The sequence below is a fragment of the Actinomadura sp. 21ATH genome (assembly GCF_041951345.1).
Lineage (GTDB): Bacteria > Actinomycetota > Actinomycetes > Streptosporangiales > Streptosporangiaceae > Spirillospora.
Genome location: NZ_JBGNUR010000001.1, coordinates 314,593 through 340,695, shown reverse-complemented (window position 1 = coordinate 340,695; position 26,103 = coordinate 314,593). Strand labels below are relative to the sequence as shown.

The following is a 26,103-nucleotide window of genomic DNA, read 5'->3' as shown; positions in this document are numbered from 1 at the left end:
GACGCGCCATGCCGCAGTACGCGATTCTGATCTACGAGAGGGAACTGCCCGGAGGAGCCGCCGACATCCCGCCCGACGTCATGGAGGCCAACCTGCGCGCCGGCGAGAAGATCGCCGCGATGGGGGCGCGGGTCGTCCACGAGCAGGGCCTCCAGCCGAGCGCGACCGCGCGGACGATCCGCAAGGGCGGCGTGGTCACCGACGGGCCGTTCCTGGAGACCAAGGAGGTGATCGCCGGGTTCTTCGTGGTCGAGGCCGCGGACCTGGACCAGGCGATCGAGATCGGCCGGCTGCTCCCGATCATGGACGGGGCCGTCGAGGTGCGGCCGCTGCTCGCCGGGTGACGCCGTCCCCGGCCGTCCGGCGGGCGGTCGCCGACGCGCACCGCCGCGAGTGGGCCCGGGTGCTCGCCGCGACGGTGCGCGTCACGCGCGACCTCGACCTCGCCGAGGAATGCGTCCAGGACGCGTACGCCGCCGCGCTCGGCGACTGGACGCGCGGCGGCGTACCGGACCGGCCGGGCGCCTGGCTGACCACCGCCGCCCGGCACAACGCGCTGGACGTCCTGCGCAGAGCGGCCAACCTGCGGTCGAAGCAGCACCTGCTGGTGGAACCCCTACCGGAACCGGAACCGCCCGCTCCGGTCGTGCGCGACGACCGGCTGCGGCTGGTGTTCCTGTGCTGCCACCCCGCGCTGGCCGCGGAGGCGCGGATCGCGCTCACGCTGCGGCTGGTGTGCGGAGTGGCGACGGCGGACATCGCGAAGGCGCTGCTGGTCCCCGTACCGACGGTGGCGGCGCGGATCACCCGCGCCAAGAAGAAGATCGCTTCGGTCGGGGTCCCGTTCCGGCTGCCGCCCGCCGCGGACCTCCCGGACCGGCTGGACGCGGTCCTCACCGTCGTCCACCTCCTCTACACCACCGGCCACACCGCGCCCTCCGGACCCGCGCTGACCAGGGACGACCTCGCCGCACGCGCCCTGGACCTGGCCAGGCTGCTCCGCGACCTCATGCCGGACGAGCCCGAGGCCAGGGGGCTGCTCGCCCTCCTCCTCGCCGACCATGCCCGCCGCGCCACCCGTACCGCGGCGGACGGGCGGCTGCTCACGCTGGAGGAACAGGACCGTTCCGCCTGGGACCGGCAGGCCATCGCCGAAGCGCACGACCTGGTCGTGAGCGCGCTCCGCGGCGGCCCGGGCCGCTTCGCCCTGCAGGCCGCCATCGCCGCCCTGCACGCGACCGCGCCCTCCTACGCCGACACGGACTGGGAGCAGATCCTGGTGCTCTACGACGAACTGCTGAAGGTCTGGCCGTCCCCGGTGGTCGCGCTCAACCGTTCCGTGGCGGTCGCGATGGTCCACGGCCCGGCCGCCGCACTGCCCGAGATCGAGACCCTCGAACGCGACGAACGGCTCGCCGCCTACCACTACCTCCCTGCCGTCAAGGCCGACCTCCTCCGCCGCCTGGACCGCGCGGCCGAGGCGGCGGCCGCGTACGAGCGAGCGATCTCCCTCACCGCCAACGACGCCGAACGCGCCTACCTCACCCGCCGCCTCGCCGACCTGGACGATCCCTGACCGAGCCCGTCGGGACGACCGCCGTCCCGGCCGAGGGCCCGCCGGATCGCCGTCTCGACGGCCGAGCCGGAGCGGCCGGGCCGGTTCGAGCTTCGGCTGGCCCAGGAAGCGCGGGCTCGTCCCGCGGTGCGGCTGTCCCGCATGCGCCAGGAACGGGTAGACGTCGCCCGCGCGGCCCGCGGCGTACGCGACACGACGGTGCCCTGCGGCCGCACCGGCGCGCGCGACCAGCTCCCGCGCCGCGTCCGCGTGGGACCCGACCCGGACGCGGGCGGGCGCGTCGTCCTCTCCCACGTCCGAGAACAGGAAGAACATGCGCAGCGCGTAGTCCTTGGACGCCACGTTCACGCGCCAGCTCATGTAGTCGCCGGGGAAGCTCGCGTCGACGTGGCACCCGTCCACGATGGCCGGCCCGCCGCCCGGAACCGGACGACGATCCCGTCCAGATCGTCACGCGGCCTCCACCGCCCGCGGCCCACCAGCACATCGAACGCGGCGTGCGGCTGCGGCGCGTTAACCGCGGCCCTAAACGGCTCGTCCGCGTATCCGGGAAGACCGTTCCGGGAAGGCCGGCTGCATGGGATGACACAGTCGAACGAGAGCCGCGAAGTAGAACACGACCGCCTTGCCTACGGATGGCCCTGCGGCCGTAGTTCATTTAGTTCCCATACCGAATACGAACGTGCTTAGGCCGGGACAGAATCAACTTTCACCTTATTCTCCGATAGGACGGATTGCTGCTGTTAACGTGCTTTCTTCTTAGATTTCAGGGATATTTGCCAGCAGTCCGGTCTTTCTGGAACGTGGGCAGCGTGATCTTGTGGGTGTGCCTCATTATTGAGGTTCATGCGGGGTGGCGACGGGTGGAGTGCGCGGATTTTCTACGCGTCCTGGAACGAGAGCACGCAGATCGTCGGGGTCGGTATCGAGGGTTCGACCACGCGGTTCGTGCATCCGTTCGCGGCGGCGGTCACGGTGCATGCGCCCGGCAGGGCCGTGGGGTGGGATACGGCTGCCAATGTCGTCAATGCGGAGATCCGTCCCCTGCTGGACGCGGAGTTGCAGCGGACGTTCAGCATGTCCGAGTGCCTTCTCGACGTCACCAATTCCCGGTCTGAGATGGAGGCGGCACGGAAAGGCGTTCAGTCATGGATTGACGTGGTCGTGGGTGAGAGGTTGCACGTTGCAGGGGTTTATGTGGTGGCGTCAGCGATTTGTTTGATTCATGACGCGTTCCTGCCGCCGGAGCGGTGTCGAAGACGTGGCGCCGACACCTAGGCCAGCAGGCCAGAGGTCGTAAGGCACTGAGCTCCTGAGCCCCCTTGTATGGGGAGGGTCGCTGACTTCCCGCTCAGGCGAATCTCTGCAGCTGCCTGGTCAGTACCTCGGTCGCTCGTTTCGCGATCGGGTCGCCCGACTTCTTGGGCTCGGTCCGCTCGTAATACATCGTCGCGACGATCAGGTTTCCCTGAACGGCGTAGTCATAAAAGACGTGGAAGATGTTGTACTTCGTGGTCGACGCAGAGTATTTCTGTTGCTCGGTGCCGCGAATCCTTCGCCAGTCGAGGATTCGGTCTTCGTTGAGCTTCCATGTGTCGTCGTGAGCATAAACAGTGAAGTTCTCACGAACTTTCCGTGGGGCGACATGCTGTTTGGGTGGGCAAGACTCGGCTTTTGTCTTCAAAGCCTCGAAGGCGGCGGTGGCATTGCTGGGCGTGTCGTAACGGGCGATGACTTGGGTGTACTTGACCTCGTCCTTTGCGTCGGCCTTGTTGCTGAACTGGCGGCTGGTGACTTGCGGGCTTCCATCCAGTTTTCCTGCCGACAGAGAGCAGATGGGGACGCCTCCATTCTTGAGGACATCGGCGACCGTGCGGATCTGCTCGACACCGGAACCGATTTCGGCCGGTGCCAGTAGGCCGCGCTCTACCTGAGCTGCCGTGTACGTCGGTGGCGGCTTCGAGGTGGGCGTGGAGGCGCTTGGCTTGGGGGCGCTCTTACCGTCGCTGCTTCCGCATCCGGTCAAGACGAGTGCGGATATGAGCAGCAGTGCGCCGGACAGCTTGGTAGGGGTCATACTGGGCCGGTCGCCTTCATTGCCGGGTATTGGTCTGTATCTCGCTCACGACCAGCGGACTCGGGGCCGAGGTCGAACTGAGATCGGCGAGAGTGCCACTTGGCGCGTCACATTCCGATCCTTCGCAGGTCCAGGTGACCCCCCACGTGATCGTTGCTGTGATCTTGTAGGCGCCGCCTGGAACACTGGCGGACGACCGGTTGTAGGTGTGGCTGCACTCGGTGCCGTTCTCGTTGCCCGGACCATTGCACGTGATGGTCGTCTCACCGAGATTCCAGGACACGGAACGGGGTGCCGCGGTCGCTTGGACGATCTGGTCTCCAGCGGAGACGGGCGGGGTTTGCACCGTCTCAAAGCCGTCTACCCACAGGCCGGTTTTCACCTTGACGTACGTCTTGCCGTCTGGCGCGGTGTGGACGGTCGGCACCGGCATGGGCGCCGATGCGCGGGCGCTCTCAGCCAGGTCGATCGTGGCGGGCGCCGGTGCTTCTGGAGCGGGTTCCGGGTCGCCCCCAGGGCCGAGCCCTTCATCATCGGCGTTGAGGCCGGGAATCGGGGCGTTACCGCCGCCTCCTGAGCCGCCGGTGCCGCCGCCTCCGCCGCCGGTCTGGCTGCCGTCGCTCTCGGGGAAGCAGACAGGCTGGCCGGAGCCGATGCCGCAGGGGGCGGCGTTGGCGGGGAGGGCGGTCAGGAAGGGGGCCGTCAGGGCGGCTGTCAGGGAGGCGGCGGCCAAGGGGGTCAGGCGCGGGCGTCGGGGCATCGCGGGTCCTTCTTCGGGGGCCGCCTTCGGTGCGGTACGGCGGGTCAGCATTTGTCGTCCCGGACGGTCTCGGAGACCTTCCACGTGCCGGCGTCGTAGCGGACGGCGGTGCGGTGGAGGTAGGAGCCGCCCTCGCCGCCGCCGGTGCGCTTGCCGGTCCTGGCGGAGAAGCGGTAGCTGGCGAGGGTGCGGACGCAGTCGACGACGTAGACGGTGAGGCCGTCCTTCGCGCGGGCGTAGACCTTCGCGTTGGAGATGTTCGTGAAGCGCCAGATCTCGCCCTGCGCCCTGGTCTTCTCGACGTCCCGGGTGATCTGGGTGAGCAGGGGGTCCATGGCGACCGTGCTCAGCTCCGACGGGTCGTTGGACTCGTACACCCGCTTGTAGACGCGCTGGTACTCGCGGTAGCGGGTGAGGACGGTCTGGTTCACCTGGGCTGTGGGGAGGGCCGAGGGGGACGCGGACGGCGCGGAGGTGGCGGGGGTGTTGCGGGAGAGGGTGCCGTTGGGGTTGAAGTCGCCTGAGGACGGCTGCTGGCCGCAGGCGGCGGCCAAGGCCGCGAGGGCGGTCAGCGTCAGTGCGGGTCGTGCGCAGGAACGCCCGTGGGGGGAGGAACGTACCAACCGGGCGTGCATCGCCATCCCTGATCGTCCGGTCTCGACAACGGGGCGGAGTACGCGCGAAAGCTTACAGAGGAGTGTGGGGCGGGAAAAGAGCTTCGTTGCGGAAAGGTTCGTGTCCGGAGGGACCGAACTTTCCGTGACGGGAGGCGATCACACCGTGCGTGCCTCATGATCAGAGGTAGGAGGGTGTGCGGTGGACGTGTGGCGGATCGACGGGTTTCACGAAGTTCGGGAGCTGGGGGCCGGTGCCCAGGGACGGGTGGTGCTGGCCCGGCACGCGACGGCCGGGACGCCGGTCGCGATCAAATACCTGGTACGCGGCGCCGGGACCGAGCTGGAGCGGCTGCGGCATGAGGCGGTGCTGCTGGGGCGGGTACGGGACCCGCACGTCGCGCGGCTCTACCGGCTGGTGGAGAGCGAGCACGGCGCCGCGATCGTCATGGAGGCGGTCAACGGGGTCCCGCTGAAGCGGGTGCTGTCGGAGCACGGGGCGCTGGGGGCCGAGGCGTCGCTGACGGTGCTGAAGGGGTCGCTGCGGGGGCTGGCGGCCGCGCATGCGGTGGGGGTCGTCCACCGGGACTACAAGCCCGCGAACGTGGTGGTGCAGGCCGACGGGCTGAGCAAGCTCATCGACTTCGGGATCGCGGTGCCGGAGGGGGAGGACGGGCGTTCGGGGACGCCCGCGTACATGCCGCCGGAGCAGTGGCGCGGGGAGCCCGCGACGCCGGCGGCGGACGTGTACGCGGCGACGTGCGTCTTCTACGAGTGCGTCACCGGGCGGCGGCCGTTCACGGGGTCGGGGCCCGAGCTGATGGCGAAGCACCTGAACGCGGACGTCCCGGTGGACGAGTTGCCGGAGGCGTTGCGGGAGTTCGTCGCCAGGGGGATGGCGAAGGAGCCGGGCGGGCGTCCCGCGGGGGCGGCGGCGTTCGTGGAGGAGCTGGAGCGGGCGGCGGCCGCGGCCTACGGGGCGGACTGGGAGCAGCGGGGCGTCCGGGCGCTGGCCGGTACGGCCGTCGCGCTGGCGGCGCTGTTCCCGCTGGTGGCGGCGGGGATCGGTTCGGCGGCGCCGGTCGCGGCGGGGGCCGCGGCCGCCACCGGCGCGGCGGCGGGAACGGGCGCGGGCGCCGGTGCCGGCGGTGCCGTCGTCGGCGGGGGCGTGGCGACGAGCAGTACGGGCGTGTTCGCGACGGTCGGCGGTAAGGCGGCGCTGGTCGTGGCGGGTACGGCCGTGGTGGCGGGTACGGGCGGGGTCGTCGCGTACACGACGGCCGACGACGGGGAGGCGACGCCCCGTACGCAGCCGGTTGCGGCGACGGTGGCCGTCCAGAACCAGGCGTACACCGAGGCGCGGCTGGTGGTGCAGAACGCGCAGTACGCGCGGATCACCGGGCTCCGGGACGCGGCGGCGCAGGAGCGCGTCAACAGGGCGCTGCGCGAGCCGCTGGACTGGACCATCGGCTATCTCCGCAGGGCGGGCACGGACGCGGGGACCCAGTGCACCCAGGACGCGCGGCTGAGCACGACCGCGCGGGTGGGGCTGCGCGGGCCGTCGCTGGTCTCGGCGGTCTACAAGACGAACGCGCGGTACTGCGCGCCCGCGGACGGGGAGATGCCGGGATGGGCGGTCACGGTCGATCTGAAGACCGGGCGGGCGCTGAAGGCGGACGACGTGTTCAAGCCGGGGACGCTGACGGCGAGCGGGCTGGCGACGCTGTGGGGGCGGCTGAAGAGCGAGTCCGACACGGGGCGCAGGCCGTGGGGGCAGGTGATGTGGGGGCCGCGGGGCTGCGTGCACGGCGGGCCGGAGCGTAAGGACTTCTTCCCGCGGCAGGACGTGACGGGCCCGTGGCCGGCGGTGGCGACGCCGTTCTTCGCGCCCGGCCAGTTCGAGATCAACTGGTCGGCCGGCGGGAGCAGCTGCATGTACGACCGGCTGACGGCGCCGTACGCGAAGGTGCGCGACCTGCTGAAGCCGGAGATCGTGGCGATGCTGCCGAAGTAGCGGTCAGGGGCGCGGGGCGTACATGATGACGGCGACGCCGGCGAGGCAGATCAGGGCGCCGATGACGTCGTACCGGTCGGGGCGGAAGCCGTCGAGCGCCATGCCCCAGGCGAGGGAGCCGGCGACGAAGACGCCGCCGTACGCGGCGAGGATGCGGCCGAAGTTCGCGTCGGGCTGGAGGGTGGCGACGAAGCCGTAGGCGCCGAGGGCGAGCACGCCGGCGCCGGTCCAGGCGAGGCCGCGGTGCTCGCGGACGCCCTGCCAGACCAGCCAGGCGCCGCCGATCTCGGCGAGGGCGGCCAGGGCGAAGAGCAGCAGGGACCGGGCGATCGTCATGATCGTGAGGGTAGCGGGTTGACCTCAAGTCAGGTCGAGGTTGCACGCTTGACCCATGAGAGCGGTGTGGTTGAGGGAGTTCGGCGGGCCGGAGGTGCTCGTCGCGGGTGACGCGCCCGATCCGGTGCCGGGCCCGGGGCAGGTCTTGGTGGACGTGGCGTACGCGAACATCACGTTCGTGGAGACGCAGTTCCGGTCGGGCGCGCCGTCGCCGTTCAAGCCGGACCTGCCGGTGATACCGGGGAACGGGGTCGGCGGTGTCGTCGCGGCGGTCGGCGAAGGCGCGGACCCGGAGCTGGCCGGGAAGCGGATCGTCAGCGGCATGGGCGGTTCCGGCGGATACGCCGAACGGGCCGACGTCGACGCGGCCGGCCTGTTCGCCGTTCCGGACGGGCTGGAGCTGGACGCCGCGGTCGCGCTGCTCGCCGACGGGCGTACGGCGACGATGATGCTGCGGGCGGCGGCGCCTGGCCCCGGGGAGCGGGTGCTGGTGGAGGCGGCGGCCGGCGGGGTCGGCACGCTGCTGGTGCAGCTCGCCAAGGCGGCGGGGGCGACGGTGGTCGCGGCCGCCGGAGGCGAGCGGAAGCTGGCGCTGGCGCGGGAGCTGGGCGCGGACGAGGCGGTCGACTACGGGCGGCCGGGGTGGGCCGAGGCCGTCCGGGGCGTGGACGTGGTATTCGACGGCGTCGGCGGTGACATCGGGCGGGCCGCGTTCGGGCTGCTCGGCAAGGGCGGCCGGATGGTCAGCTACGGGCTGTCGAGCGGCGAGTGGGCGGGCGTGCCGGAGGAGCGGGCCGCCGAACGCGGCGTCGTCCTCGTGAAGCCGGATCCGGATCCGGCGCTGAGGCGCTCGTACACCGAGAGCGCCCTTCGGGAGGCGGCCGCGGGACGGCTGCGCCCGGTGATCGGGCAGCGCTTCCCGCTGGAACGGGCCGCCGACGCGCACCGGGCCATCGAGACGCGCGCGACCGTCGGCAAGACCCTGCTGGAGGTCGGCCGGTGAACGTCGGGGTGTACCTTCCGTCGGGCGGCCTGGAGCAGGCGGCGGGAGTGGCCGTGTACGCCAGGGGCGCCGAGGACGCCGGGCTGGAGTCGGTGTGGGTGGGCGACCACCTGATCGCCAGGGACCGGCCGTTCCTGGACAGCACGCTGCGGATGGCGACCGCCGCCGCCGTCACCGAACGGGTGCGGATCGGGTTCGGTGTGATGATCCTGGCGCTGCGGCCGGTCGCGTGGGCCGCCAAGCAGATCGCCAGCCTCCAGCACCTGTCCGGCGGCCGGGTCCTGCTGGGCGTCGGCACGGGCGGGGCCGTCCACGGCGACGCGGGCTGGCGCGCGGCGGGCGTCCCGTACGCGGAGCGCGGCGCGCGGACCGACGCGGCGCTGGCGGTCCTGCCCGGCCTGGTGAGGGGCGAGGCCGTGGAGCTGGCGGACGGGGAGGTCACGCTGTCGCCGGGCGCGCCGATGCCGCCGGTCCTCATCGGCGGCGGGCCCGCGGCGATGCGGCGGGCCGCGCGGTTCGGGGACGAGTGGTACCCGGCGTTCTCGGATCCGGCGCGGATCGGGCCCGCCGCCGAGAAGCTGGCGGCGCTCGCGGCCGAGTACGGCCGGCCCGCGCCCCGGCTGACGGTCAGCGTGAGCGTCGGGCTCGGCGACGTCCCGGCGGAACGGATCGACGCGCAGGTCCGCGGCCTCACCGAGTACGGCATGACGGCGGACGAGGCCCGCGCCGCGCTGGTCACCGGCACGCCGGAGCGGGCGGCCGAACGGTTCGCGGCGCTGGCGGAGGCGGGCGCCCACCGCGTGATCGCGATGCCGTTCCCGGGGGACCACCTGCGCCAGATCGAGCTGGTCGGCGAGGCCGCCGCCCTGCTCAGGCGCTGAGCGCGTCCCGGGCGTCCATCAGGGCGAACCCGAGGAGGTTCAGGCCGCGCCATTGCGACGGCCTCAGCGCTTCAGGCTGGTGCTCGTCGAGTCCGATGCCCCAGACCCGGTCGTGCGGGCTGGCCTCGACGAGCACCTTGCCGGACGTGGAGAACAGGTAGTTCCGCAGCCGGTCGTCGGAGTCGAACTTGGCGATGCTGCCGCGCACGACGATCTCGTACCGCGCGGCCGTCCAGGCGTCCTCGTCGAAGCCCTGCACGCGGCGGCCGAGGGCCTTGGCGCGGCCCGGGTCGGGATCGGCGAGGATCTTCCCGACGGCGGCAGTGTCGCCGAAGAGGCGCGCCTTCTCGGCCATCATGTAGTGCTCGGCCGTCGGGTACTCGACGCCGTCGACCGTGAACGGCGACGGGTACCACTGGCTGAGCCGGCCCTTCTCCTTCCTGCCGCCCCAGAACAGCACGAACTCCGGCAGCCGGCCGCGTTCCTCCAGGTCGAGCAGCTCCTCCATGCGCATCCTCCGAGCGTGGCGCAGCGGGCAGTGCGGTCGCAAACGGTTTCGTGCCCCAAACCAGATCAATCGGTAGCCTGCCGGGCATTCGCCTTGATCGGAGTGGGGGACGGGTTCGTGAGCGGGCAGAAGGAGCGCATCGCCGAGGTGCAGCGGCGGGTCATCGACTTCCTGGCGGGCATCGCGCCGCCCGGCAGCCGCCGGGTGGACGTGCACTGCATCGCGACCGTCGCGGTGAACGACATGGCGGTGACCGTGCTCACCGAGGACGGCAAGACGCTCCGCCCGGAGGGGATGCCGTCCGAGCTGACGGACCTGATGCTGGAGCTGCGCCGCGCGCACTACCTGCCCGAGCAGGGCACCTGGTTCTCCGCCCGGTTCATGCTGGAGCCGGGCGCGCCGATCCGCCCGATCTTCAACTACGACCACGACCCCAACTGGGACCCGCCCATCCCCGTGGACTGCTGGCGGCGCGACCAGATCGTGATGCCGCGCGACGGCGCCCACCTGCCGGGATGGCTCCAGGCCCGGCTGGAGGGCCGCGAGCCGTCGTACCCGCGCGCCGAGCCGGGCGAGGCGCTCAACCCGATGGAGCAGATCGAGCTGCTGTCGAACGAGCTGGGCGTCCTGGTCGGCGACCAGGCCCCCGCCCTGTGGGACCAGGTCTTCGGCTACTACCAGGCGGCCGGCGACCATGTCGAGCACCCGCCCGCCATGGTGCAGCTCGCCGACCGCACGATGCTGACCTGGGCGCTGCCCCCGGCGGCGGACGCCCTGTTCGACCGGCTCCGCGCCGGTACGTACGGGTTCCAGCGGAGCACCTGGGGGCGGATCGACTACCGGGTGACGTTCGAGGAGGGGACGGTACGCGTCCAGGCGAAGTTCACCAACGACGAGGAGCCCGCCTGGAACTCCGCGCCGTCCGTCGGCGACCTGCGGCTGGAGGTGGAGCGCTTCCCCGAGCACGCCGGACGCGAGTGGATCAGGCGCCGCCTGGACGCCGCCGGCCCGCCCCCGGCCGCCGCCACGGTCGTCCAGCGGATCGAGCCCGACCCCGAGCCTGAGCCCGGGCCCGGGTCCAGCGGGAGCGGCGGCCTGCGGCGGGCGCGGGTGTTCGACCACGTGGAGCCGGACGGCGGGCGGCCCTCGGTGTCGCGTCCCGCCGTACCGGACGGCGAGGTCGCGCGGCTGGCCGGATACCTGAAGGGGGCGCCGGTCGTGATGGCGGCGCGCTCCGCCGCCCCCGACCAGATCGACCCCGCGCGCGGCGACCGGGTGCCGCTGACGTTCCACACCGACGGCGCGTGGGTGTGGGCGGGCGCGGTGGGCTACTACCTGGAGGAGCACGGGATCCCGCCCGAGCCCGACCTGGTCGCGCACGCGCGGGCGCGCGGCTTCCGGATCCCCGAGGTGGACGACGCCGCCATGGACGCCGCGAGCGCCGCCGTCACCGGCCGCCCGGCACCCCCGCGCACCCCCGCCCCCGACCCCGCTTCAGCGCCGCCCGCCTCCGCTTCCCAGCAGCAGCCCGCCGCCCCGGCCCCCGCCGACCCGGTCCCCGCCGCCCCGGTCCCCGCTTCGCGGCCGCCCGGTCGCGAGCCGGCCGGCGCCGAGCCGTCGGCGGGCGGGGCGGAGGTCCTTGAGAAGCGGCTGCGCGAGCTCGGCGTGCCGGCGTCGGCGTACCGGGTCGGGGAGGTCGCCGAGGGCGCGTGGTGCCTGCTGCGCGAGGACGGGCGCTGGACGGTCTTCCAGGCCGGGGAGCGCGGCCGCCGCGACCACGAGTCGGTGTTCGCGGCGGAGCGGCAGGCGGCCGCCTACCTGCTCGGATCGGTCCTGCTCGACGGCCCGCCGCCGGAACGCCCGATCACGCCGCTGGCGGGCGAGCCGCCGCTGACGCTGTTCCGCGACCGGAAGATCATCGAGGTGCCGGCCGGGACGACCGTCGACCGGTACGGGGGCGACGGCGGCAACCTCACCTACGCGGTGCGGACGCCGTTCACCGAACGGTCGCTGCCGCCCGACTGGGCCGGCCGCCCGTACCAGGCGTTCCGCCTCCAGCGCCCGCTGCGCGCGCTGACCGGGATCGCGGTGCCGTGGTTCGACCAGCCCGGCGGCGGCACCGCCTACCTGTTCGAACGGTCCGTCGCCGACCTCGTCGCCGAGGGCGCGCTGGTCACCGTCCAGGACGGCTGACGCCGCCGCGCGGGGCGCGGTCAGGCGCGGCCGATGGCGGCGACCAGGTCCAGGCCCAGGATCAGGTCCAGATGGATCACGGTCTCCAGCTTGGCGCCCGGCTCGACCCGCGGGTCGGCGGTGAGCTCGTCGAGGACGGCGAGCGCGGTGGGGCTGTCCAGGTCGTCCCACAGCGCCGCCTCGGCCTCGGCCGCGTACGCGCGGTCCATCGGCCGGCCCGGCTGCGTCGCCCACTCGGCCACCGCGTCCCGCCAGTGCGCCAGGTCGCGGCCCGCGCCGACGACGAGGTCGCCGTCCATCACGTCCGGTTCGAAGTAGCGCTCGCGGAGGATCGCCAGGCGGACGCACAGCGGGTCCGCGCTGGCGCTCTCCACCAGCTTGTCCCACTCGTAGCGTTCCGGCGGCACGACCAGGCAGCGGCGGCCGGGGACCGCCTCCGAGCCGATCCACAGCGTGCCGTCCGGCGGCCCGGCCGGATCGGCGACCTCCACCTCGGGCATGCTGAGCTCGGCGAAGTCGGCGTGCGGGCGGACGGCCGCGGAACGGGTGAGGACGACGCGGCGGCGGGACCGCTCGGCGACCCGCCGCAGCAGGTCGGCGGTCACGAGCGCGCGCTCGTTCCCCTCGTGCACGTGTACCCGCAGCCCGTACGGCGGGAGCTCCAGCTCCTGTCCGGTGCGATGATCGCGCAGGCGCAGCATGCCTCAACCCTACGTTCGCGACCGCCCCGAACCCAGGAGGAACCGGCCGCGCCGCCAAGATCAGAGACCGCTGAACGGCGGCCCCTCGGGCATCGGGGCGCTGCTGTCCGCCTTGCGGACGGCCGCGAAGCGGAGCCGAACGTAGTCGGCGACCCAGCCGGACTCGCGGCGCAGCGCCGGCGCGGCCAGGTCGTTGATGCGGTGCAGCAGCGGCTCGACCATCTCCGGCGGCACGTCGGCCAGCGCGCGCGGCGCGTACACGCGCACCCAGTCGGCGGCGCCGTTGGGGCCCTCGGTCATCCGGGACGGGCGGTCGGCGTGCTCCAGCAGCCGGATCGTGAACCCGCCGTCCTCCAGGCGCCGCGCGTACTCGGCGGGGGTGGGGAAGTACCAGGGCAGCTCGGGCTCGCCGAGGCCGAACACCCGCCACGCGGTCTGCATCGCGACGATCAGCTCGGCGCAGTTGCCGGCGCCGCCGAGCTCGCCGACGAACCGGCCGCCGGGCCGCAGCGCCGCGTGCACCCGGGCGATCACGGCGTCCGGGTCGCGGACCATCCAGTGCAGGGCGGCGTTGGACGCGACCGCGTCGAACGGCTCGGTGGTGGTGAAGTCGTGCGCGTCGCCGATCGTGAACGACAGCCCGGGGTGCAGCCGGCCGGCCTGGGCGACCATCTCCGGCGAGCCGTCGATGCCGAGCACCTCGGCGCCGCGCTCGGCGATCTCCGCGGCGAACGTGCCGGTGCCGCACCCGAGGTCGATGATCCGCTCGCCGGGCTGCGGGTCGAGCAGATCGACCAGGGGCGCGCCATGTGCGGAGACGTACCCGAAGGCGGAGTCGTACGTCGCGACGGCCCAATTCACCGTCGTAATTTATCCGATCGGTCATGAGCATGTAGCGGCCTTGCCGATGCCGGACGGCGTAGGGTGATCAGTTTCACGGGGGGCGTTGACCGGCCCCCCTTTCCCGTACGGTCAGGACATGGGCGAGCACGGCGGCACGGGCGCCGAGATACGGATCATCGGCGCGGAACTGGCGGACGGCCTGGAGCTGCGCACCCGCGGCCTGGCCGCCCGCGGCCGGCCGGAGCTGCGGGTGTCGGGCCTGCCGCCGTACCTCGGGCAGGGCTGGGCCCGCGTCCTGGGCCTCCTCGCCCAGCGCCTCGCCGCGCTGGACCCCGCGGCGCCCGTACCGGCCGAGCTGGCCCTCGGCTCCGGGGTGACGATCGTCCTGGACGCCGAGGACGGCGAGCTGGTCCCCGCCCCGCCCGTCGCGGCGCCCGACTGGCACCGCGACGTCCTCCTCGCCCTGTTCCCCTCGGCCCAGTCCTGAGCGGACCGGCCGGAAGGCGGGCGCCGGGGCGGGTGCGGTTCGCGTGGGCGGCCTTCCTAGAATGCGGTTCTGGTCACGCCGGTGGCCGGGAGGCGCGCGAGAAGGGACCGCAGTGTCGTACAGCGAGATCGAGTACGAGGTCCGGGACGGGATCGCCACGATCACCCTGAACCGTCCGGACCGGATGAACGCGTACACGTGGACGATGCGGGCGGAGATGCTCGACGCCTTCGACCGCGTCGACGCCGACGACGACGTGCGCGTGGTGGTCGTGACCGGCGCCGGCCGCGCCTTCTGCGCCGGCGCCGACCTCGGCGGGGGCGGCGACACGTTCGACAAGGACAAGTCGCAGGACATGTTCGCCGGGGAGGACGACGTCCTGGAGGACGGCACCCCGCGCGACGGCGGCGGCACGGTCGCGCTGCGAATCGCGCGCTGCCTGAAGCCGGTCATCGGCGCGTTCAACGGCGCGGCCGTCGGCGTCGGGGTCACGATGACGCTGCCCATGGACGTCCGGCTGGCCAGCGAGAAGGCCAAGTTCGGGTTCGTGTTCGCGCGCCGCGGCATTGTCACCGAGGCCGCGTCGAGCTGGTTCCTGCCGCGCCTGGTCGGCGTCGCGCAGGCGATGGAGTGGGCCGCGACCGGCCGCGTCTTCGGCGCCCAGGAGGCTCGGGACGGCGGCCTGGTGTCGCGCCTGTACGCCCCGGACGAGCTGCTGCCCGCCGCGTACGCGCTCGCCCGCGAGATCGCCGACAACACCTCGGCCGTGTCGGTCGCCGCGATCCGCCGCCTCATCTGGTCGGGCCTGTCGGCGCCGTCCCCGTGGGACGCCCACGTCGCCGACTCCCGCCTGATGGCCGCGATGGGCGGTGCCCCGGACGCGATCGAGGGCGTGACCTCGTTCCTGGAGAAGCGCGAGGCCGCCTTCCCCATGAAGGTCAGCAAGGACCTCCCGCCCGAGGTCCCGGACTGGCCCGTGCGCTAGTGCGCTGACCGCCGAAAAGCCTCATGGTGGGCTGTGTGCGGCGGTCAGGAGTAATCACTATGTGTATGACTATCGGGACGGAGGGTATGTAGCGCGCCAGGCAACACGTTTCGGGGGTGCGTGGTGCGAATACGTACTTATCTCATTCCTCTGGCGGCGGGGTCGCTGCTCGCGGCCGGGTGCGCCGGGCAGGGCGGCGAGGAGCGCCGGGCCGCGGCCGTGCGGCAGCAGGTCGCGCTGAAGAAGAAGGCGGCGCCCAAACCGCCGCCGCCGCGGCGGATCGACTGCGTCCGGGTGAAGTGCCTGGCGCTGACGTTCGACGACGGGCCGGGGGAGTACACCGGGCAGGTGCTGGACGACCTGCGCGGGCATGGCGTGCGGGCCACGTTCTACATGCTCGGGCAGAACGTCGGGGCGCATCGGGGACTGGTGCGGCGGATGGCCCTGGAAGGGCACGAGGTCGCCAACCACAGCTGGTCGCATGCCGACATGACCGGGCTGTCCAGCGGCGCGGTGCGGTCGGAGGTGAAGCGCACGCAGGACGCCATCAAGCAGGCGTCGGGGGTGGCGCCCACGTCGTTCCGGCCGCCGTACGGGTCCACGGACGCGCGGGTGGGCAAGGCCGTCGGGATGCCGCAGATCCTGTGGAGCGTCGACAGCCTGGACTGGCTGCACCGGAACGTGCGCAAGAACGTGCGGGCCGGGGTGAGCGAGCCGGAGAAGGGCGGTGTCGTGCTCTTCCACGACATCCACAAGCCGACGGTCACCGCCGTGCCGGAGATCCTGGCCGGGTTGAAGAAGCGAGGGTTCACCCTCGTGACGGTGACGGAACTCTTCCAGGGCCAGCGGCTCAAGCCCGGGGGCAAGTACACCGAACTCGGCGCGACCGGCCCCACGCTGGCGCAGTAGGAGTCACTCCTGCCTGCGGCGGCGGCGCGGCGGCGGCATCGGCGGGACGACCTTGCCCGCCACCATGATGGCCTCGGGAACCTCGACGATCTCGTCGGTGCGGCGGCGCACCCGGAGGAGCCCGTCCGACCACGATTCGAGGACGCCCACCACGTCGCTGTACTCTCCCGTAGGCAGACGGCGACGCAGCGAGATCCGCTGGCCGACGTCCGCCGGCGTGATGGACACGACCAGCCGCGCGGCGAAGTGGCCGGACATGTGAGGACCCCCGGTGTCGAATCGTCTGAGCCGTGGTGGCAATACTATTCACAGCGAGCGTGCGGTGAGCCGTGACGTGCGGCGGGGCCGGTAACCCGAGAGGAGTCACTGACGTGACCTACGTCATCGCGCAGCCCTGCGTGGACCTGCTCGACAAGGCATGCATTGAGGAATGCCCGGTCGACTGCATCTACGAAGGGAAGCGCCAGCTCTACATCCACCCGGACGAGTGCGTCGACTGTGGTGCGTGCGAGCCGGTCTGCCCGGTGGAGGCCATCTACTACGAGGACGACGTCCCCGAGCAGTGGAAGGACTTCTACAAGGTCAACGTGGAGTTCTTCGACGACCTCGGCTCGCCGGGCGGTGCCTCCAAGGTGGGGAAGATCGACAAGGACCACCCGATCGTCGCCGCGCTGCCTCCCCAGGAGCACGACGAGTAAGACCGGGAGCGTTCCCGGAACCAAGGGTTGCGCACCCTAAGGGCCGCGGTCTCCGCAGACGTGGAGGCCGCGGCCCTCAGGGCTTTTCGCAGGAGGAGAGCGAGTTGCAGACGCTGCCGGACTTCCCGTGGGACCGGCTCACGCCGTACAGGGAGCGGGCCGCCCGGCACCCCGGCGGCGTGGTCGACCTGTCGGTGGGCACGCCCGTCGACCCGACCCCCGAACCGGTACGGGCCGCGCTCGCCGCCGCCTCCGACGCCCCCGGCTACCCGCAGACGTACGGGACGCCACGGCTGCGCGAGGCCGTCGCCGGCTGGATGCGCCGCCGCCTCGGCGTGCCGGGCGCCGACCCGGCCGCGGTGCTGCCGGTGATCGGCAGCAAGGAGCTGGTGGCCTGGCTGCCGACGCTGCTCGGCGCCGGTCCCGGTGACAAGGTCGTCTTCCCCGAGCTGGCGTACCCGACGTACGACGTGGGCGCGCGGCTGGCGGGCGCCGACCCGGTCGCCGCCGACTCGCTGCTGGCCCTCGGCCCGGCCGTACCGAAGATCTTCTGGCTGAACTCGCCGTCCAACCCCAGCGGCAAGGTGCTCCCCGCCGAGCACCTGCGCAAGGTCGTCGCCTGGGCGCGGGAGCGCGGCGTGACCGTGGTCAGCGACGAGTGCTACCTGGAGTTCGGCTGGGACGACGAGCGCCGGCCGATCTCGGTGCTGCACCCGGACGTGTGCGGCGGCTCGCACGAGGGCCTGCTCGCGGTGAACTCGCTGTCCAAGCGGTCCAACCTGGCCGGGTACCGCGCCGGCGTCGTGATGGGCGACCCGGCGCTGGTCAAGCGGCTGCTGGAGGTCCGCAAGCACGCCGGGATGATCGTTCCGGCGCCGGTGCAGGCGGCGATGACGGTGGCGTTCGACGACGACGCCCACGTGGAGGAGCAGCGCGCCCGGTACGCGCGGCGCCGCGAGATCCTGCGCCCCGCGTTCGAGAAGCACGGGTTCCGGATCGACCACTCCGAGGCCGGCCTGTACCTGTGGGCGACCCGGGACGAGCCGTGCTGGGACACCGTCGGCCATCTCGCCGACCTCGGCATCATCGTCGGCCCCGGCGACTTCTACGGCCCGGCGGGCGGCCGGCACGTCCGGATCGCCCTCACGGCGACCGACGAGCGGGTCGAGGAGGGCGCCGCCCGCCTCTGAGGGAACCGGTCACGCTTCCGTGACGTCCGAGACGCGGATAGTCATTTGGGGTCATTGTCGGTAGGATCCCGCGCGTTGCCCGGATTCTGTATTTTCGCTGGAGGTGCCCGTGGACGGGCGAGTGATTGCCGTCCTGCTGGCGCTCATCCTGTGCGCTCTGCTCGTCATCATCGTCCTGATGGTGCGGCGGCGTTCGGCCGGGCCCGCCCCCGAGGCGGCGCCGCCGGCGCCGCGCGACCCGTTCGCCGCCGAGGACCAGGTGGGCGGGGACCCGCGGACGCTCAAGGCGGGCGACATGGTCGAGTACCTAGGCGTCCGCTACTTCGTGCGCGGCTCGCTGCGGCTCCGCGAGGGCGGCTTCACCTGGAGCGAGCACCTGCTGGACGCCGACACCATCGAAGGGACCAAGGTCTGGATCTCCGTCGAGGAGGACCCGGACCTGGAGGTCGTCTGGTGGACCGAGCAGGACGTCGGCGACCTCACCCCCGACCGCAAGACGCTGACGCTGGACGGCGTCGAGTACCGCCGCGACGAGCACGGCACCGCCGACTACGCGAGCGAGGGCACGACCGGCGCCGGTGACAAGGGCCGGGTCGAGTACGTCGACTACGAGGCCCCCGGCGGCCGCTACCTGTCGTTCGAGCGGTTCGGCGGCGGCGCCTGGGAGGCCGGCACCGGCGAGCGGGTGCCGAACGGCACGCTGACGATCTACCCCGGAAGCTGATCGTTGCTCGCCTCCCTCGACACCCCCTACGCGGACACGCGCGCCGACGCGCTGTCGTTCGCGCTCGGCCTGCCCCCGCTGGACGCGCTCGCCGTGCTGCCCGTGCGGAGCGGCGGCCTGGCGCTGGAGCTGCGCCTGCTCGGCGCCTCCCACCAGGTGCTCGTCGAGCCCGGGTTCAGCGAGACGGTGGCGTGCCTGCCCGGCGACCCCGAGCCGCTGCCCGAGCGGTTCCGCGGCGACCGCGGCGGATGGGCGTACGACTTCACCGCCGCCACCGCCACCCACGACGGCGACGCGGCTTTCGGGCGGGCCGTGGACGAGCTGCTCGCGCGGCTCGAGGGGCGCGCGGACGCGCTGACGGGAACGTTCCCGGGCTCGCCGCACGCCGTCACCGCCCTCGCCCTGACCACCGACCCCAGCCCGGCCGGGCGGACCGGCTGGCACACCTGGCACGCCTACCCCCAGACCAGGGAGATCGTCATGACGCGCAGCCGTCTGGTGAGGACGCGATGAGCGCCGCGCGCCGCGGTGCCATGAAGGGACACGTGATCGGGGCGGGGCTGGTCGCCCTGTTCGGCGTGATCGTCCTGCTGATCGCGCTGCTCGGCGGCAAGACCTCGCCGCGCGGCTACATCGCGAAGAACTACAAGAAGGTGTCGGCCGGGACGTACTCGTCCCCGAAGGCGCCGCTGGCGGTCGCCAGGGAGATCGTCCGCAGGAACCGCACCAAGGACCGCGTGTACACGCCGACCGGGGTGTTCCTGCGCTACCACAACGCCGTCGTCGGGATCCTGCCCGAGGGCCGCGGCTCCAAGATCACGCTGGACGCGCCGGCGCGCGGCTACGCCCGCTACCACTCCCACGTGGGCGGCAGCTGGGGCGGCAGCGGCGGGCGCGCCACGTCCTTCCGCGGCGGCGGCCCCGGGGAGGGCAAGTGAGCGGCGGCGGCCAGAACCAGAACCAGAACAAGAAGAACAACAAGAACAACGGCGCGCAGAACAAGAAGAAGAACGCGCAGAACAAGAACGCGCAGACCAAGGGGGGCAACGCGGCGGGATGCGGCTGCCTGGTCGCGATCGTCCTCGTCGTGTTCGTCCTGCCGGTCCTGTGGAGCCTGTACGACGAGGGCGTGTTCGACGGCCACGACAAGGCCATGGAGACCGCTCCCGTCTTCGGCCCCAAGGACGCCGGGCGGCTGGTCGAGCGGCTCTCGCACGCGTCCAAGGCGCAGGGCGTCTGCTACGGCTGGGTCATCGACTCCGGCCGGTCCCGGCAGATCCCGAAGGTGACGCCGTCGTACAGCGGAACGTTCCGCCCGGAGGCAGTCCAGCCCACCACGCGGCCCACGACTCGACCCACCACGCGGCAGCCGTCCGCCCGGCCGACCGCGCCCGCCACCACCCGGCCGCAGGCCCAGCCGACCGCGCGCACCACCGCCACGGCCCGCCCGACCGTCCCGGGCCAGGGCGCCACGCCGGCGCCGCGGCGCCCGCGCACGTCGCCGGCGCCCGCGCCGTCCAGCACGATGTCGGAGTACGAGCGCGCCGAGATGGAGAGGGACCTGGAGAACCTCCAGGACACCGGTGTCGAGTACGGCTCCAACCTCGGCATCGGCATCGACCCGCGCCAGGTCCCCGACCGCTGCCCGAAGTGGGTGGTGCTGGAGGCCGACTACCTCTACTCCTACAAGTACCAGGAGTGGTCGTCCGGCACCACGGCGATCGACGGCAACCTCGGCGACCTGGACGTGTCGATCACGGACTTCGAGCGGATGCTTGGCCAGGACCTCGGCAGCAGCGAGGACACCGACGACATCAACGGCGAGCAGGGCATCGCGCGGCTCGCCGACCAGATCGGCGCGGTGCCGATGCTGGTGGCCCAGGAGGGCCTGGCCCCGCCGGTCCCGGCGCAGGCCGAACGGGTGGCGCCGCCGCCGCCCGGTGACCGGATCTCCGAGTCGAAGTTCACCGCGCGCAACATCTTCACCGGCGTCGGGATCGCGCTGATCGCGCTCGGCGCTGTCTGGGTCACCGTCGCCGCCGTCCGGAACCGGAGGAGCACCAGCTCATGATCGACGACATCCTTCAGGGCAGCGGTGCCACGCTGGCGTACGGCGCCGTCGGGATCGCCCTGCTCGCCCTGGGCTACCTGCTGGTCGAGGTGACCACGCCCGGCAAGCTGGGGCAGCAGATCTGGACCGAGCGCAACCGCGGCGCCGCCCTGATCCTGGCGGCGAAGCTGCTGGGCGTCGGGGCGATCGTCACCACCGCCATCGCCACCAGCGAGGACGACCTGGCGGCCGGGATCCTCAGCACCGTCGTGTACGCGCTGATCGGCATGGTCCTGATGACCGTCGCGTTCTACCTGCTCGACCTCCTCACGCCGGGCAAGCTCGGCGCGACGGTGGTCGACGAGCGCGAGCTGCACCCGTCCTGCTGGGTGGTGGCCGCGGCCGACCTGGCGACCGCCGCGATCGTGGCGGCGGCCATCTCCTGAGCGACGCCTCGGGACCGTACCGGGGGAGGTCCCTTTGCAGGAAACGACCGAAACGGCCGAGCCCGAGGCCGCGGAGGCCACCGGCACCGCGGAGGCCCCCGCGGCGCTGCGGCTGCCGGCGCGGGCGGCGCGCGCACTGGTGCTCGCGGCCGTGTTCACCTGCGCCGCGTGCGGCCTGGTGTACGAGCTGGCGCTCGTCGCGCTCGGCAGCTACCTGATGGGCAACTCGGTCACCCAGGCGTCGATCGTGCTGTCGGTCATGGTCTTCGCGATGGGCGTCGGGTCGCTGGCCGCCAAGCCGCTGCAGCGCTACCCGGTGGCCGCGTTCGCGATCGTGGAGGGCGCGCTGGCGCTGCTGGGCGGCCTGTCGGTGCTGGCGCTGTACGCGGCGTTCGCCTGGCTCGACCTGTACGTCCCGGCGCTGGTCGTCGCTGCGTTCGGCGTCGGCGCGCTGATCGGCGCGGAGATCCCGCTGCTGATGACGCTGCTGCAGCGGATCCGGCGGCAGGACGCGGGCAGCGCGGTCGCGGACCTGTTCGCCGCCGACTACGTGGGCGGGCTGATCGGCGGGCTGGCGTTCCCGTTCTTCCTGCTGCCGCTGTTCGGGCACATCAAGGGCACGCTGCTGGTCGGCGCGGTGAACGCGGTCGCCGGCATCGCGGTGGTGCTGTGGCTGTTCCGCCGGCAGATCGGCCGCGGCCTGCGGATCGGGCTGTGGGCCGGGATGGCGGCGGTGCTGGCCGTGCTCGGCGGCACGTACGCGCTGGCAGACCGCTTCGAGATCTCGGCCCGCCAGGTCCTCTACCGGGACCCGATCGCGCTGGCCGAGCGCACCCCCTACCAGGAGATCGTCGTCACCCGGAAGGTCGCGCTGTCGGGCCGTCCCGACCTGCGGCTCTTCCTGAACGGGGACCTCCAGTTCTCGTCCGTCGACGAGTACCGGTACCACGAGTCGCTCGTCCATCCGGCGATGGCGGGGGCGCGCGGCGACGTGCTGATCCTCGGCGGCGGCGACGGGCTGGCGCTGCGCGAGGTGCTGCGCTACGAGGACGTGCGGAGCGCGACGCTGGTCGAGCTGGACCCGAAGATGATCGAACTGGCGCGGACGTACCCGGAGATCGCCCGGCTGAACGGGCGCGCGTTCGAGGACTCACGCGTCCGCACGGTCACCGCCGACGCCTTCTCCTGGCTGCGTTCCCTCGACCGGCGCTACGACTCGGTCATCGTGGACATGCCGGACCCGGACGACGTCGCCACCGCCAAGCTGTACTCGGTCGAGTTCTACGGCCTGGTCAAGCAGGCGCTCAAGCCGGGCGGGCGGATGGTCGTCCAGTCCGGCTCGCCGTTCTTCGCGCCCAAGTCGTTCTGGTGCATCGAGAAGACGATCGGCGAGGCGGGGTTCGCGACCGTTCCGTACCACGTGGACGTGCCGAGCTTCGGCGACTGGGGGTACGTGCTGGCCACCCCGACCGCCGGGCCGCCGAAGCTGGAACTGCCCGCCGCGCTCCCCGGCGGGCTCCGCTTCCTGGACGCCGACGTGCTCCGCTCGGCCGCCGTCTTCGGCAAGGACCTGCGCCATCGCGACGTCGAGCCGAACACGCTCGTCCACCCGCGCCTGGTCGAGTACGAGGGCGACGAATGGAAGGACGCTTAGCGGCGCCCTGGGCTCTCCCAGGCGGCGGCACGCCTTCGGAAGTGACTATTCACTCAGTACATACACTGAGTGTATAGTCGCGCCATGTCCACACCGCAGATCCTGCTGGCCCTGCTCGCGGAGCGGCCCAAGCACGGGTACGAGCTCAAGCGGGAGCACGACGACCGCCTGCCGGGCGCCAAGCCGCTGCCGTACGGGCAGGTGTACTCGACGCTGCAGCGGCTGGAGCGCGACGGGTACGTGACCGTCGCCGGGGTGGACCGGGAGGGCGGCCCCGACCGCACGATGTACGAGCTGACCCCGGAGGGCGCGGAGCGGATGCGCGCCTGGCTCGCCGGGACCGAGCCGCCCGCGCCGTTCGTCACGGGCGCGCTGTTCGCGCGGGCGCTCATGACGCTGGCCGTCGGGGACGACCCCCGCGCCGGCCTGGAGCGGCAGCGCGCGGCCCACCTGGAACGGATGCGGGAACTGACGCGCGCCAAGACGGCCTCCGGGGCGTCCGCCGCCGAGGTCCTCGCCGCCGAGTACGCACTGCTCCACCTGGACGCCGACCTGCGGTGGATGGAACTCGCCACGCGCCGCCTGGCCGACCTGACTAGGAGATCAGCCGATGAGTCCCCTGCTTGAAGCGCGTGATGTCAGCAAGTCGTTCGGCCGTACCCGGGCGCTGCGCGGCGCGTCCCTGGAGATCGGCGCCGGTGAGGTGGTGGCGGTCTCGGGCCCGAGCGGCTCGGGGAAGAGCACGCTGCTGCACTGCCTCGCGGGCATCCTCGTCCCCGACGCCGGCGAGATCCGCTACGGCGGGACGCGCGTCGACGAGCTGGACGAGGACACCCGGACCCGGCTGCGCCGCGAGGCGTTCGGCGTCGTCTTCCAGTTCGGCGGGCTGGTCCCGGAGCTGACCGCCCAGGAGAACGTGGCCGTCGCGCTCATGTTCGGCGGCGCCCGCCGCGCCGAGGCGTCGAGGGCCGCGATGGAGTGGCTCGGCCGCGTGGGCGCGGACGATTGCGCGCCGCTGCGGCCGGGCGACCTGTCCGGCGGCCAGGCGCAGCGGGTCGCCATGGCCCGGGCGCTGGCCACCGGCCCGAAGGTGGTCTTCGCGGACGAGCCCACCGGCGCGCTCGACAGCGTGGCGGGCGAGGAGGTGCTCGGGCTGCTGCTCTCGACCGCCCGGGAGCACGGCACGACCGTGGTCCTGGTCACCCATGACAACCGGATCGCGGCCTTCGCCGACCGCGAGATCGTGGTCCGCGACGGCGCCACGACCGGGTCCCCGGCGGTGGCCCGATGAACGGGCGGGGCCGTGTTCTCGCGGCCGTCGTCGCGATGCTGGCGCGCGGGGCCTCGCGGGCCGAACGGCGGCGGCGCCGGCTGATGACCGCCGCCGCGGCCATGGCCACGTTCTTCCTGCTCGCCGCGGGGAACGTGCTGCTGATCCGGGGCAGCACCACCTCCCGCTACGCGGGCCTGGTCACGGAGCCGGGGCTGCGGCCGGGCACCGCGCTGGCGCTCGCGCTGCTCGTCGTCCCGGCGCTGGCGCTGCTGCACCAGGCCGGGCGGGTCGCGCAGGCCACCCAGGAGCGGTGGCTGGCGGCGCTGCGGCTGGCCGGCGCGACGCCGCGGGACGTCCGCCTGCTCGGCATGGCCGAGGCCGTCCGGATCGGCGCGCTCGGCGCCGCCGCCGCGTGCGTCCTGTACGTGCCCGCGCAGCGCGCGGCGATGGCCTGGCTCGACGTGGGGAATCCGGCGCGGTTCGCGATCCCGCTCTGGACGCTGCCGGCCGCCGTCCTGCTGGTGGCGGCCGCGGCGGTGGGCGTCGGCCTCCGGGTGTCCCGCCATGTCGTCACCTCGCCGCTGCACGTGGCCCGGCGCGCATCCCGGACCCGGCCGTCCCCGTACACGCTGGTCCCGCTCGCCGCGGGCGTGCTGCTGATGGTCGCGGGCACGTCCACGGAGCCCGCCGACAAGGTCGGGGTGCCGCTGTACTTCGCGGGCGGGGCCCTCACGGTCGTCGGCGTGATGGCGGCGGCCGGCCGCCTGGTGCTGGAGTCGGCCCGGCTGGCGGGGCGCTGGGCCCGTTCGCCCGAGACGCTCCTGGCGGCGCGGGCGCTGGAGGACGACCCCCGCGCCTGGGGGCGGACGATGGCGGTGGTCGGCCTGGTGGTCGCGTTCGGGACGGGCACCGGCGCGGTCCAGGGGGACGTGGTCCACAACGCCAACGCCGGCGACGTGCCCGTCGACCTCTTCTGGCTGGTGAGTTTCGGCCTCACCCACCTCGCGCTGCTGGTCGCCCTGCTGGTGGCGGTCACCGCGCTGGTCGTCCACCGCGCCGAGTCGCTGCTGGAGGGCGGCCGTTCCATGGCGGTCCTGGCCGCGGGCGGCGCCCCGCTCGCGGCCCTGCGCCGCTCGGCCCGGCGCCAGGCGGTCATCGCGGCGGCCCCGGTGTGCGTGGTCTCCGCGCTGGCGGCGGTCGTCGGGATGGGCCCGGGCGTCTTCGTCACCGAGAAGTCCGTGGCGGCGGTCGCGTGGTCGGCCGGGGAGGCGGTGGTGATGACCGTCCTCGCGGTGGCGGCGGCGGTCGCCGTCACGGCCGCGTCCGGGCGGCTGCTCGCCCGCGCGGCCTCGCCCGTGCGGCTGCGTACCCAGTGAGCCGGTGAGCGCGGCGGCCGGCGCGGCTAGTCGTCGGGGACGGAGCGGCGGATGGCGCGGTCGACGGCGCGCTGGAACGAGCCGACCAGGGACTGGATCATCAGCGGCTTGAGCTTGGCGGCGAGGTCGAGGAGCCGCTCGCGGTCCTCGGGCGGTCGGCCGCGCTCGCGGTAGGGGCGGACGACCGTCTCCTGGAAGACGGCCTGGAGCTCGGCGGCCAGCTCGGTGGTGTGGCGCTCGACCGCCGCGTGCGCGGCCACCAGGGCGTCCAGGGGCATCGCCGACAGCTCGGCGCCCATCTGCAGGAGCGCCGGGCTGATCACCCGTACCGTGCCGGCCCGGGTGCGCTCGGCGATGCCGAGGGCCTCCAGCTTGGCGAGGGCACCGTCGTCGAGGTGGCGGCCCGCGCGGCGGTCCAGCTCGTGCCGGTCGAGCTCCTCGGTCTCCTCGGGGGCCCAGGGGGAGAGCAGGGCGCGGCGCAGGGCCAGGTCGTCGGGCGGGGCGTCGGCGGGGATCCGTTCCAGCTGCTTCTCGATCGCGGCGAGGGTGAGGCCGAGCGACTGGAGTTCGCGGACGAGTTCGAGGCGCGCCAGGTGGTCCGGCCCGTACAGGCCCGTGCGGCCCTTCAGCCGGGGCGGGGGGAGCAGGCCGCGGCCGGCGTAGAACCGCACCGTGCGGACGGTGAAGCCGGTACGGGCGGCGAGCTCGTCGACCGTCATCTCCTCGCCCATGCCCCGCCCCTCCGCTATGTGACAGTCTCAGTGTTACATTAATCCTGTATCAGCATGCACTTACTCCAAGGAGC

Annotated in this window: 30 protein-coding genes; 21 read left to right on the top strand and 9 right to left on the bottom strand. The window is 73.0% G+C overall.

Translation table 11 applies throughout. From position 1 onward, the window contains the following. The first annotated feature begins 8 nt into the window (after positions 1-8). The 3 genes from ACA361_RS01655 (at position 9) to ACA361_RS01645 (ending at position 2,854) form a co-directional block, all read left to right on the top strand. Positions 9-344 carry a YciI family protein gene (locus ACA361_RS01655; RefSeq protein WP_375009941.1) on the top strand — a complete coding sequence of 112 codons (336 nt, stop codon included), beginning with the start codon at positions 9-11 and terminating at the stop codon, positions 342-344. Continuing rightward, positions 341-1,576, top strand: coding sequence for an RNA polymerase sigma factor (locus ACA361_RS01650; protein WP_375009939.1), 1,236 nt, complete (start codon positions 341-343; stop codon positions 1,574-1,576). The genes ACA361_RS01655 and ACA361_RS01650 overlap by 4 nt, the downstream gene beginning before the upstream one ends. Positions 1,577-2,422: 846 nt before the next feature. Then, entirely contained in the window at positions 2,423-2,854 is a 432-nt protein-coding gene (locus ACA361_RS01645) for a hypothetical protein (RefSeq protein ID WP_375009938.1), read from the top strand. A 73-nt stretch (positions 2,855-2,927) separates the two neighbouring features. On the opposite strand, the gene ACA361_RS01640 is transcribed toward ACA361_RS01645, so the two are convergent. The 3 genes from ACA361_RS01640 to ACA361_RS01630 are packed head-to-tail and all read right to left on the bottom strand — an operon-like array spanning position 2,928 to position 4,967. After that, positions 2,928-3,653, bottom strand: coding sequence for a hypothetical protein (locus ACA361_RS01640; protein ID WP_375009937.1), 726 nt, complete (start codon positions 3,651-3,653; stop codon positions 2,928-2,930). Positions 3,654-3,669: 16 nt separating this feature from the next. Then, on the bottom strand, positions 3,670-4,413 hold the full coding sequence (locus ACA361_RS01635; RefSeq protein ID WP_375009936.1) for a hypothetical protein: 744 nt from the start codon (positions 4,411-4,413) through the stop codon (positions 3,670-3,672). Positions 4,414-4,457: 44 nt separating this feature from the next. Beyond that, positions 4,458-4,967 (bottom strand): hypothetical protein, encoded by a 510-nt coding sequence (locus ACA361_RS01630; protein ID WP_375009935.1) that lies wholly within the window; start codon positions 4,965-4,967, stop codon positions 4,458-4,460. 262 nt (positions 4,968-5,229) lie between these two features. Between ACA361_RS01630 and ACA361_RS01625 the strand changes: the two genes are divergently transcribed. Beyond that, a complete protein-coding gene (locus ACA361_RS01625) occupies positions 5,230-7,041 on the top strand; it encodes a serine/threonine-protein kinase (protein ID WP_375009934.1) in 1,812 nt (603 codons plus the stop codon). A 3-nt stretch (positions 7,042-7,044) separates the two neighbouring features. Here the strand turns inward: ACA361_RS01625 and ACA361_RS01620 are convergent, their stop codons facing one another. Then, the gene (locus ACA361_RS01620; RefSeq protein WP_375009933.1) at positions 7,045-7,377 is read right to left on the bottom strand and encodes a YnfA family protein; all 333 of its coding nucleotides are present in this window, start codon (positions 7,375-7,377) and stop codon (positions 7,045-7,047) included. A gap of 55 nt (positions 7,378-7,432) precedes the next feature. Between ACA361_RS01620 and ACA361_RS01615 the strand changes: the two genes are divergently transcribed. Together ACA361_RS01615 and ACA361_RS01610 are read left to right on the top strand one after the other, a co-directional pair. Then, positions 7,433-8,380, top strand: a complete 948-nt coding sequence (locus tag ACA361_RS01615; protein WP_375009932.1) for a zinc-binding dehydrogenase — start codon at positions 7,433-7,435, stop codon at positions 8,378-8,380. Next, the gene (locus tag ACA361_RS01610) at positions 8,377-9,261 is read left to right on the top strand and encodes an LLM class flavin-dependent oxidoreductase (RefSeq protein WP_375009931.1); all 885 of its coding nucleotides are present in this window, start codon (positions 8,377-8,379) and stop codon (positions 9,259-9,261) included. The genes ACA361_RS01615 and ACA361_RS01610 overlap by 4 nt, the downstream gene beginning before the upstream one ends. Here ACA361_RS01610 and ACA361_RS01605 read toward each other — a convergent pair. Continuing rightward, on the bottom strand, positions 9,251-9,775 hold the full coding sequence (locus ACA361_RS01605) for an NADAR family protein (RefSeq protein ID WP_375009930.1): 525 nt from the start codon (positions 9,773-9,775) through the stop codon (positions 9,251-9,253). The genes ACA361_RS01610 and ACA361_RS01605 overlap by 11 nt on opposite strands. Before the next feature lie 111 nt (positions 9,776-9,886). On the opposite strand from ACA361_RS01605, the gene ACA361_RS01600 reads away from it, so the two are divergent. Further along, on the top strand, positions 9,887-11,962 hold the full coding sequence (locus ACA361_RS01600; protein ID WP_375009929.1) for a glycohydrolase toxin TNT-related protein: 2,076 nt from the start codon (positions 9,887-9,889) through the stop codon (positions 11,960-11,962). 20 nt (positions 11,963-11,982) lie between these two features. On the opposite strand, the gene ACA361_RS01595 is transcribed toward ACA361_RS01600, so the two are convergent. Next, positions 11,983-12,663, bottom strand: a complete 681-nt coding sequence (locus ACA361_RS01595) for a hypothetical protein (protein WP_375009928.1) — start codon at positions 12,661-12,663, stop codon at positions 11,983-11,985. Positions 12,664-12,723: 60 nt separating this feature from the next. Further along, positions 12,724-13,524: a class I SAM-dependent methyltransferase gene (locus ACA361_RS01590; RefSeq protein WP_375009926.1), complete on the bottom strand. Its 801-nt coding sequence runs from the start codon at positions 13,522-13,524 to the stop codon at positions 12,724-12,726. Positions 13,525-13,642: 118 nt separating this feature from the next. Between ACA361_RS01590 and ACA361_RS01585 the strand changes: the two genes are divergently transcribed. The 3 genes from ACA361_RS01585 (at position 13,643) to ACA361_RS01575 (ending at position 15,887) form a co-directional block, all read left to right on the top strand. Continuing rightward, positions 13,643-13,993 (top strand): hypothetical protein, encoded by a 351-nt coding sequence (locus ACA361_RS01585; protein WP_375009925.1) that lies wholly within the window; start codon positions 13,643-13,645, stop codon positions 13,991-13,993. Positions 13,994-14,105: 112 nt separating this feature from the next. Then, the gene (locus ACA361_RS01580) at positions 14,106-14,978 is read left to right on the top strand and encodes an enoyl-CoA hydratase-related protein (RefSeq protein ID WP_375009924.1); all 873 of its coding nucleotides are present in this window, start codon (positions 14,106-14,108) and stop codon (positions 14,976-14,978) included. Between the two features lie 123 nt (positions 14,979-15,101). Continuing rightward, entirely contained in the window at positions 15,102-15,887 is a 786-nt protein-coding gene (locus tag ACA361_RS01575) for a polysaccharide deacetylase family protein (RefSeq protein WP_375009923.1), read from the top strand. Positions 15,888-15,890: 3 nt separating this feature from the next. On the opposite strand, the gene ACA361_RS01570 is transcribed toward ACA361_RS01575, so the two are convergent. Beyond that, positions 15,891-16,145 (bottom strand): hypothetical protein, encoded by a 255-nt coding sequence (locus tag ACA361_RS01570; RefSeq protein WP_375009922.1) that lies wholly within the window; start codon positions 16,143-16,145, stop codon positions 15,891-15,893. Positions 16,146-16,258: 113 nt separating this feature from the next. Between ACA361_RS01570 and fdxA the strand changes: the two genes are divergently transcribed. The 11 genes from fdxA to ACA361_RS01515 all read left to right on the top strand — a co-directional run bounded on the left by fdxA (position 16,259) and on the right by ACA361_RS01515 (position 25,298). Next, entirely contained in the window at positions 16,259-16,585 is a 327-nt protein-coding gene (gene fdxA, locus ACA361_RS01565) for a ferredoxin (RefSeq protein WP_366613636.1), read from the top strand. Between the two features lie 104 nt (positions 16,586-16,689). Beyond that, complete coding sequence (dapC, locus tag ACA361_RS01560; RefSeq protein ID WP_375009921.1) at positions 16,690-17,775, top strand: succinyldiaminopimelate transaminase; 1,086 nt, start codon at positions 16,690-16,692, stop codon at positions 17,773-17,775. Between the two features lie 109 nt (positions 17,776-17,884). Further along, complete coding sequence (locus ACA361_RS01555; protein ID WP_375009920.1) at positions 17,885-18,499, top strand: DUF4178 domain-containing protein; 615 nt, start codon at positions 17,885-17,887, stop codon at positions 18,497-18,499. Positions 18,500-18,502: 3 nt separating this feature from the next. Continuing rightward, the gene (locus ACA361_RS01550) at positions 18,503-19,012 is read left to right on the top strand and encodes a DUF2617 family protein (protein ID WP_375009919.1); all 510 of its coding nucleotides are present in this window, start codon (positions 18,503-18,505) and stop codon (positions 19,010-19,012) included. 20 nt (positions 19,013-19,032) lie between these two features. After that, a complete protein-coding gene (locus tag ACA361_RS01545) occupies positions 19,033-19,437 on the top strand; it encodes a DUF4247 domain-containing protein (RefSeq protein ID WP_375009918.1) in 405 nt (134 codons plus the stop codon). Then, positions 19,434-20,570, top strand: a complete 1,137-nt coding sequence (locus tag ACA361_RS01540; RefSeq protein ID WP_375009917.1) for a hypothetical protein — start codon at positions 19,434-19,436, stop codon at positions 20,568-20,570. The genes ACA361_RS01545 and ACA361_RS01540 overlap by 4 nt, the downstream gene beginning before the upstream one ends. Beyond that, positions 20,567-20,995, top strand: a complete 429-nt coding sequence (locus ACA361_RS01535) for a DUF350 domain-containing protein (protein WP_375009916.1) — start codon at positions 20,567-20,569, stop codon at positions 20,993-20,995. The genes ACA361_RS01540 and ACA361_RS01535 overlap by 4 nt, the downstream gene beginning before the upstream one ends. Before the next feature lie 34 nt (positions 20,996-21,029). Beyond that, on the top strand, positions 21,030-22,649 hold the full coding sequence (locus ACA361_RS01530) for a polyamine aminopropyltransferase (RefSeq protein WP_375009915.1): 1,620 nt from the start codon (positions 21,030-21,032) through the stop codon (positions 22,647-22,649). 84 nt (positions 22,650-22,733) lie between these two features. Beyond that, complete coding sequence (locus tag ACA361_RS01525) at positions 22,734-23,276, top strand: PadR family transcriptional regulator (RefSeq protein WP_375009914.1); 543 nt, start codon at positions 22,734-22,736, stop codon at positions 23,274-23,276. Further along, entirely contained in the window at positions 23,260-23,940 is a 681-nt protein-coding gene (locus ACA361_RS01520) for an ABC transporter ATP-binding protein (protein ID WP_375009913.1), read from the top strand. Before ACA361_RS01525 ends, ACA361_RS01520 begins: the two co-directional genes overlap by 17 nt. Continuing rightward, a complete protein-coding gene (locus tag ACA361_RS01515; RefSeq protein ID WP_375009912.1) occupies positions 23,937-25,298 on the top strand; it encodes an FtsX-like permease family protein in 1,362 nt (453 codons plus the stop codon). Before ACA361_RS01520 ends, ACA361_RS01515 begins: the two co-directional genes overlap by 4 nt. Before the next feature lie 26 nt (positions 25,299-25,324). Here ACA361_RS01515 and ACA361_RS01510 read toward each other — a convergent pair whose 3' ends face one another. Next, positions 25,325-26,029 (bottom strand): MerR family transcriptional regulator, encoded by a 705-nt coding sequence (locus ACA361_RS01510; protein ID WP_375009911.1) that lies wholly within the window; start codon positions 26,027-26,029, stop codon positions 25,325-25,327. Positions 26,030-26,103 lie beyond the last annotated feature (74 nt).